This is a genomic window from Methanocalculus sp. (genome assembly GCF_029762515.1).
Lineage (GTDB): Archaea > Halobacteriota > Methanomicrobia > Methanomicrobiales > Methanocorpusculaceae > Methanocalculus.
The window spans coordinates 1-5,970 of sequence record NZ_JARVGN010000106.1; the positions used below are offsets into that span (position 1 = coordinate 1).

6 protein-coding genes are annotated in these 5,970 nt (G+C 49.2%); all 6 read right to left on the reverse strand.

The window, feature by feature from the left end; translation table 11 throughout:
• A partial coding sequence (locus QCH34_RS05175; RefSeq protein WP_300331185.1) for a biotin carboxylase N-terminal domain-containing protein occupies positions 1-631 on the reverse strand: 631 nt, incomplete at its 3' end.
• Positions 628-2,370 carry a pyruvate/oxaloacetate carboxyltransferase gene (locus QCH34_RS05180; protein WP_300331188.1) on the reverse strand — a complete coding sequence of 581 codons (1,743 nt, stop codon included), beginning with the start codon at positions 2,368-2,370 and terminating at the stop codon, positions 628-630. The genes QCH34_RS05175 and QCH34_RS05180, both read right to left, overlap by 4 nt.
• Positions 2,371-2,446: 76 nt before the next feature.
• The gene (locus QCH34_RS05185) at positions 2,447-3,709 is read right to left on the reverse strand and encodes an ATP-binding cassette domain-containing protein (protein ID WP_300331192.1); all 1,263 of its coding nucleotides are present in this window, start codon (positions 3,707-3,709) and stop codon (positions 2,447-2,449) included.
• Positions 3,706-4,314: an ATP-binding cassette domain-containing protein gene (locus QCH34_RS05190; protein WP_300331197.1), complete on the reverse strand. Its 609-nt coding sequence runs from the start codon at positions 4,312-4,314 to the stop codon at positions 3,706-3,708. Before QCH34_RS05190 ends, QCH34_RS05185 begins: the two co-directional genes overlap by 4 nt.
• Complete coding sequence (locus QCH34_RS05195) at positions 4,311-4,802, reverse strand: biotin transporter BioY (protein ID WP_300331200.1); 492 nt, start codon at positions 4,800-4,802, stop codon at positions 4,311-4,313. Before QCH34_RS05195 ends, QCH34_RS05190 begins: the two co-directional genes overlap by 4 nt.
• Positions 4,803-4,890: 88 nt before the next feature.
• A complete protein-coding gene (locus tag QCH34_RS05200; protein WP_300331203.1) occupies positions 4,891-5,871 on the reverse strand; it encodes a biotin--[acetyl-CoA-carboxylase] ligase in 981 nt (326 codons plus the stop codon).
• Positions 5,872-5,970: the final 99 nt, after the last annotated feature.

Consider the following 5,970-nt stretch of genomic DNA (forward strand, 5'->3'; position numbering starts at 1 on the left):
TATGGCGGGGCTTGTCAAGGTATTTTTCGATGAAGATTGTCGGATCTCCAAAAGCAGACTGAGCGATCCGCATTCCTTTCTCGATCGCCTCGGCAATGCCGGAACTGTCCCTGACGATCTGCATTCCGATTCCGCCGCCACCGGCGCTTGCCTTCACAATAACGGGGTATCCAATCTCTTCTGCAAAAGCAATGCCTGCCTCAGTCGATGTGACTCCCCCCTTTGTCCAGGGCAGAACCGGAACCCCGGCAGAGCTCATCGCCTCTTTGGAATCGAGTTTTGATCCCATCATGTGAATGGTCTTTGAAGATGGTCCGATGAATGTGATGCCTGCCTGCTCCACATTCTCAGCAAAATGATAATTCTCAGCTAAAAAACCATATCCGGGGTGAATCGCCTCTGCCTCACAGAGTGTGGCAACCTCAATGATTCGATCCCGATTCAGATAACTCTTCGAGGGGTGTGCTTCTCCGATGTGAAATGCTTCATCGGCATATTTCACATGGAGTGCATTTTTATCGGGGGTTGAATAGATTGCAACCGTCTCAATACCCAGTTCCCTGCAGGCACGCATAATACGGATAGCGATCTCGCCCCGGTTTGCGATGAGTACCTTATCAAAGAAGGTCATTGGACCACCAGTAAAATATCTCCGTTTTGTACGACCGCTCCGGCATCGACAAAGATCTCCTGGACCTTTCCATCAACAGGGCTGTGAATCGGGTTCTCCATCTTCATCGCTTCAAGGATGACCAGTGTATCTCCTTTCTTCACCTCCTGACCGAGACTCACCTTGATATCAAGAACCATCCCCTGCATATTGCTCTTGATACCGCCGGGGAGATCCCCGCGTGGGATCTGTGATTTAGTGGAACTGCCAACCGGAGAAGACAATGCACTCCCTTCAACCGATACGATCCTGACAGAGAAGATCTCCCCATCAACTTCAACTTCCATCGCGTGGGGGAAATCAACAGATCCTGATCCCTCCTTCTTTGGAACAGGTATAGGCTCGGGGGTCTTCTCTCCTCTGAGAAATGCAGGGGCAATCGCCGGATAGAGGATATATGTCAGGACATCCTCTTCTTTTTTGACAAGACCCATGTCCGTTGCCTCTTTCTTCATGCTCTCATAGATCGGCGCAAGCAGATCTGCCGGCCGTACTGTAATCATCTCTTCCCCATCGATGATCTGTTGCCGGATTGCATCAGGAATTGGTGCAGGCGGCTGTCCATACAGGCCATGTACATAATCCTTCACCTCTTTGGTGACATTCTGGTACCGCCCGCCCATCAGAACATTCAGAACAGCCTGTGTGCCGACAATCTGGCTTGTGGGGGTGACAAGTGGAGGGTATCCGAGATCCTTACGCACATGTGGGATCTCATCAAAGACTGCCTGGAGTTTATCGATTGCATCCTGCTCCTTGAGCTGGGAGACGAGGTTTGAGATCATTCCGCCCGGCAGCTGATAGACAAGGACGTCGCTATCAATCCGCTCGGAGATGGGATCAACAAGGGCATTGTACTTCTTCCTGACATCCATACAGAGGTTCCGAACCTTTCGGAGTGCCAGGAGATCGATTCCTGTCTCACGCGGTGTGCCGATCACCGAAGCAACAATACTTTCGGTGGCTGGCTGCGATGTCCCAAATGCAAATGGTGACATCGCGGTATCAAGAATATCAACTCCCGCTTCAATTGCCGCCTGGTAACTCATCGGAGCAATGCCGCTTGTAGAGTGGCTGTGGAGATCAACCAGCACATCCACACGCTTCTTAATCCCCTGGATAAGCTCACGGGTGGTTTTTGGCATGATCAGCCCTGCCATATCCTTGATGCAGATCGAATCGCATCCATGTGAATAGAGCTCCTCAGCCATATCGATGAACGTTGATATGGAATGTACAGGGCTCGTCGTATAGGATATTGCTCCCTGCAGATGTGCTCCAAGATCGGAAACAACCTTCATGGAGCTCTTCATATTCCGAATATCGTTCAGTGCGTCGAATATTCTGAATATATCGACGCCATTTGAATGGGCTGCTGTGACAAAACGCTCCACAACGTCATCGGGGTAATGCCTGTACCCGACAAGGTTCTGCCCCCGCAGGAGCATCTGAATCGGTGTATCCGGCAGCACTTCCTTGAGTGAACGAAGACGCATCCATGGATCGTCATTTAAAAAGCGGATACAGCTATCAAATGTAGCACCACCCCACGCCTCCACAGAAAAGAAACCGATTTTATTGATCTCTTTGGCAATCGGTATCATGTCTTCAGTCTGAAGGCGGGTTGCGATGAGCGATTGATGTGCATCCCTCAGCGTGGTATCTGTGATGTATACTCTGGAATCTTTTGATTTCGTCATCTAAACACCTCGTGGGCTGAGGAATTGTTAAAAATCGAGCCTCTCAGAAATTACACCTGATAGTATAAATAATTCTCTAAAATGACAGTAAACTGTAAAACAAGGGAATTATGGCAATTAAAGTAAGTAGGAAGTCCCTTTTTCTCCCAGGAAAACAAGGTACATAGGTACCCCCCCCATTGAAACCCCTGAGTGCGAGAAGGAGGGCAGTCTCATCTGATCGGCGTATATGCATCAGGAGCAATGATATGGCAGCAGGAATGAATGTTTTAACTCCAATTTTCAATCCTTTAATTGAATATGCCCTTCGAATCTGTTGAAGATCTGAGCCTGCGAGGTATATCCCCTGCATCGCCATCTCAGCCGCAAGCCCGATATCAAAACCTTTTCGTTCTGATCCAGCCCAGACAAAGAGATCCAGCATTTCTCCCCCCCGATAATCCGTATATACCCAGAATGAGATGAAGAGAATCACTCCCATCCTGATACCATAGGATAATCCACCCCCCGTAAAAAATTCTGTTACGAGAGCCGGCAGGAGGATGAGCATTCCAAGAGCGAGTATGAGATGCTTGTTTGGAATCTCCCACCTGCGCCAACAGGCAACAACCCACCAGAGTAATGCAAGGATTGCCCCTCCAATCGTGAGAAATGCTCCGAGCGAGAGGAGGATCACAGAGAGCAGCCTGAGACGCCCATCTCCAAAAAAAGGAGGCTTCTCCCCGACATCTGTGGGAATCTCAACGGCTCCTTTCAGGATTCCAGAAACAGCGTCTCCCGGATAGAGAGAGCCGTTTCTCATACTGAGATGAAATGCAGTATCAGGAAGGATCTCACGTTCATGGGTAAAGATGATGGTTATACCTGATCTTCTCCTTTCAATCATCGTACAGAGCCATTGCTTCATTTCGGCGTCAAGGGAAGAGAAGGGCTCGTCAAGAATGAGGAGATCGGGTTCTCTGGCGAAGAGACATGCGAGGCTGAGTCTCTTTAATTCTCCCCGGGAGAGCTGAAGCGGGTCACGGTGATAGAGTGTTTTCGGCAGGATTGCACTCTCTATCATATCCGGATCCACGCCCCACGATCGGATCTCTTCAAGTACGGTTGCCCCGGTGATATGGTACTCCGGAAACTGTAGTGAGATGGCTTCCGAGGTGATCCCGGTTTTATGAATACTCCCTGAATCCGGCGGGAGGTGTCCGGAGAGGATGAGAGAGAGCGTGCTCTTCCCCGATCCGATGGGACCTGTAATAAGGTAGATACCGGGAACAAATTCCTGATTCACTGAGAGGGCGAATCTCCCCTGCTGGAATGTGATCTCATCCAACCCGACTTTCATCTTTGATCATCCCGGCTAATCTTCCCATTTAAAAGAAACAATATGTGATCAGATTCTGCTGCAACATCCCTGTACTGGCTGCTCTGGAGGATATAATCCGGGGGATGGAAGCGTATTGCCTCCTGAACCCTCCATGCGGTTTCACTGTCAAGGTGTGAGTCCGCCTCATCGATAACGAGGAGAATGGGATCGATAACAAGAGCACAGGCAAGGGCGACAAGCACCTTCTCCCCACCCGAAAGTGTCCGGGTCTTTCTATCCAGAAGATGCGTAATTGAAAGCCGATCTGCAATCTCTGCTGTTCGTTCCTTAATCTGTTCGATCGAATCATGGCGGAATCTGAGTGGCGCCGCAATCTCATTGAAGACCTGATCAAAGAGGATATTTCTGTCAGGGAACTCGGATACCCACCCTATATCCAGCGATCTCGGGGAGAGGGTGTCTATGTGAACCCTTCCATGATCCGGGAGGCAGACTCCGGCACAGAGAGAGAGCAGTGTCGTCTTCCCCGCTCCATTCCGACCGAGAACTGTTGTTATGCCACTGGATATCTCAAATGAGGGGATGCGGAGTATGCCATGGGAAAGATCCTCAATTGATATCATGCAATCCTTTTCCCAATGGCAAGTGCTGCTGCACCTTTGATTATGTCACCCGGAATGAATGGAATGACACCGATCATGGCTGCTGCAGCAAATGGCATTCCGGTTGAAACCGAGAGCCATGCAGTACCCAGTGCATAAATCATGATGCTGGCAGCTGTAATCGCTGCAATACCAATAAATTTAATATCTTTTTCCAGCAGAAGCCCGGCTATTAGTGCTGCGGGAATAAAACCGACGATATACCCTCCTGTGGGTCCAAGGAGAACTCCAATCCCCGCTGTTCCATTATGAAAAACCGGAAGGTTGCAGATCCCAAGAAGGACATACAGGGCAACCGGCAGGACTGCATACCTCTTCATAACAACTGCCGCAAGGAGGATGAAGAGTGTCTGGAGTGTGAAGGGAACGAGAGGGAGGAATGGAATGGTTATGGAAATCCATCCACTGATTGCAATAAGTGCGGTGAATGTTGCTGTTCTCGTCAGCATTTGTGCATATCTGATATTGCCATACATCGTCAACCTGATCATCATTTGATGGTTTACGATAAAAAATATGGTGTGAAAAAAATGAGGTTTAGAGAAGATAGCAATCTCCGGCGATGACACGCTCAATCTTCCCGTTATCTTTCCGGATAATGAGGGCACCATGCTCATCCAGATCGATTGCTTCACCTTCAAATGTCTTTTTGAGTGTCCGGATCTCTACCCTCTGTTCAAGTGTGCAGGAGAGGCTCTTCCATTCACGTATGAGGGCCTCAAATTCACTCCGCTCAAGAAGATTATACCGGCGTTCAAACTCCGTCAGCACCCTTGCAAGGAATTTTGCCCTGTCGACTTCATATCCGAGCTCTTCAGAGATGGAGGTGACTTCCCGGTTTAATACCGGCATAAGATCGGATACCGAGACATTCACATCAATTCCGATACTCAGGAGGCAGTAATGTATCACATCCGCTTCGGCTGAGAGTTCAAGGTGCATGCCTGCGACCTTTTTATCTCCAATGAAGATATCATTTGGCCATTTGATCAAAGCTCCGATATCATATTCTTTCCTGATAGCACGTGCAACTGCTACTGAGGCTGCCATCATGATCATGTAGGCACGTGAGATCGGAATCTCCGGCTTCAGGAGGATTGTTGTCCAGACTCCTCCGGCAGGAGATGCCCATGATCGTCCGAGCCTCCCGATACCACCTGTCTGCTCCTCGGCAATGATGACAAGCCCCTCCTCAATCTCATCATCTATCTCACGCATCATCTGCTTACCGAGCCAGATTGTCGAGGGGGTGGTAATGGCATAGTGAAGATCTGACCCGATCCTTTTTGTTTTCAGGTGCCGCCTGATCTCATAGGGGAGAAGACGCTTTGTGCGCTGTGCAACATTATATCCTTCTTTCTGGGATGCGTCAATCTCATATCCGAGATCACGGAGTTCCTGGATATGTTTCCAGACTGCAGATCTGCTGATGCCGAGTTCCTTACTAATCTTTTCACCGGAGATCTTTTCCCCGGAACGATCGAGAATCCTGAGGACATTATACGCAGCGTTTGTCATTGTATTTACCTTTTTGAACTGATTTGTTCGGATTCAATCGGGCAGGGATCGGTTCCGCATACCTGACGGAGGATAAAACTCTGGTGTTCCATCAGTGTT

Bases quoted from the DNA above. Each gene is read 5' to 3' on its own strand.
- QCH34_RS05180 (WP_300331188.1), bottom strand. From the start codon at position 2,370: ATGACGAAATCAAAAGATTCCAGAGTATACATCACAGATACCACGCTG.
- QCH34_RS05185 (WP_300331192.1), bottom strand. From the start codon at position 3,709: ATGAAAGTCGGGTTGGATGAGATCACATTCCAGCAGGGGAGATTCGCC.
- QCH34_RS05190 (WP_300331197.1), bottom strand. From the start codon at position 4,314: ATGATATCAATTGAGGATCTTTCCCATGGCATACTCCGCATCCCCTCA.
- QCH34_RS05195 (WP_300331200.1), bottom strand. From the start codon at position 4,802: ATGCTGACGAGAACAGCAACATTCACCGCACTTATTGCAATCAGTGGA.
- QCH34_RS05200 (WP_300331203.1), bottom strand. From the start codon at position 5,871: ATGACAAACGCTGCGTATAATGTCCTCAGGATTCTCGATCGTTCCGGG.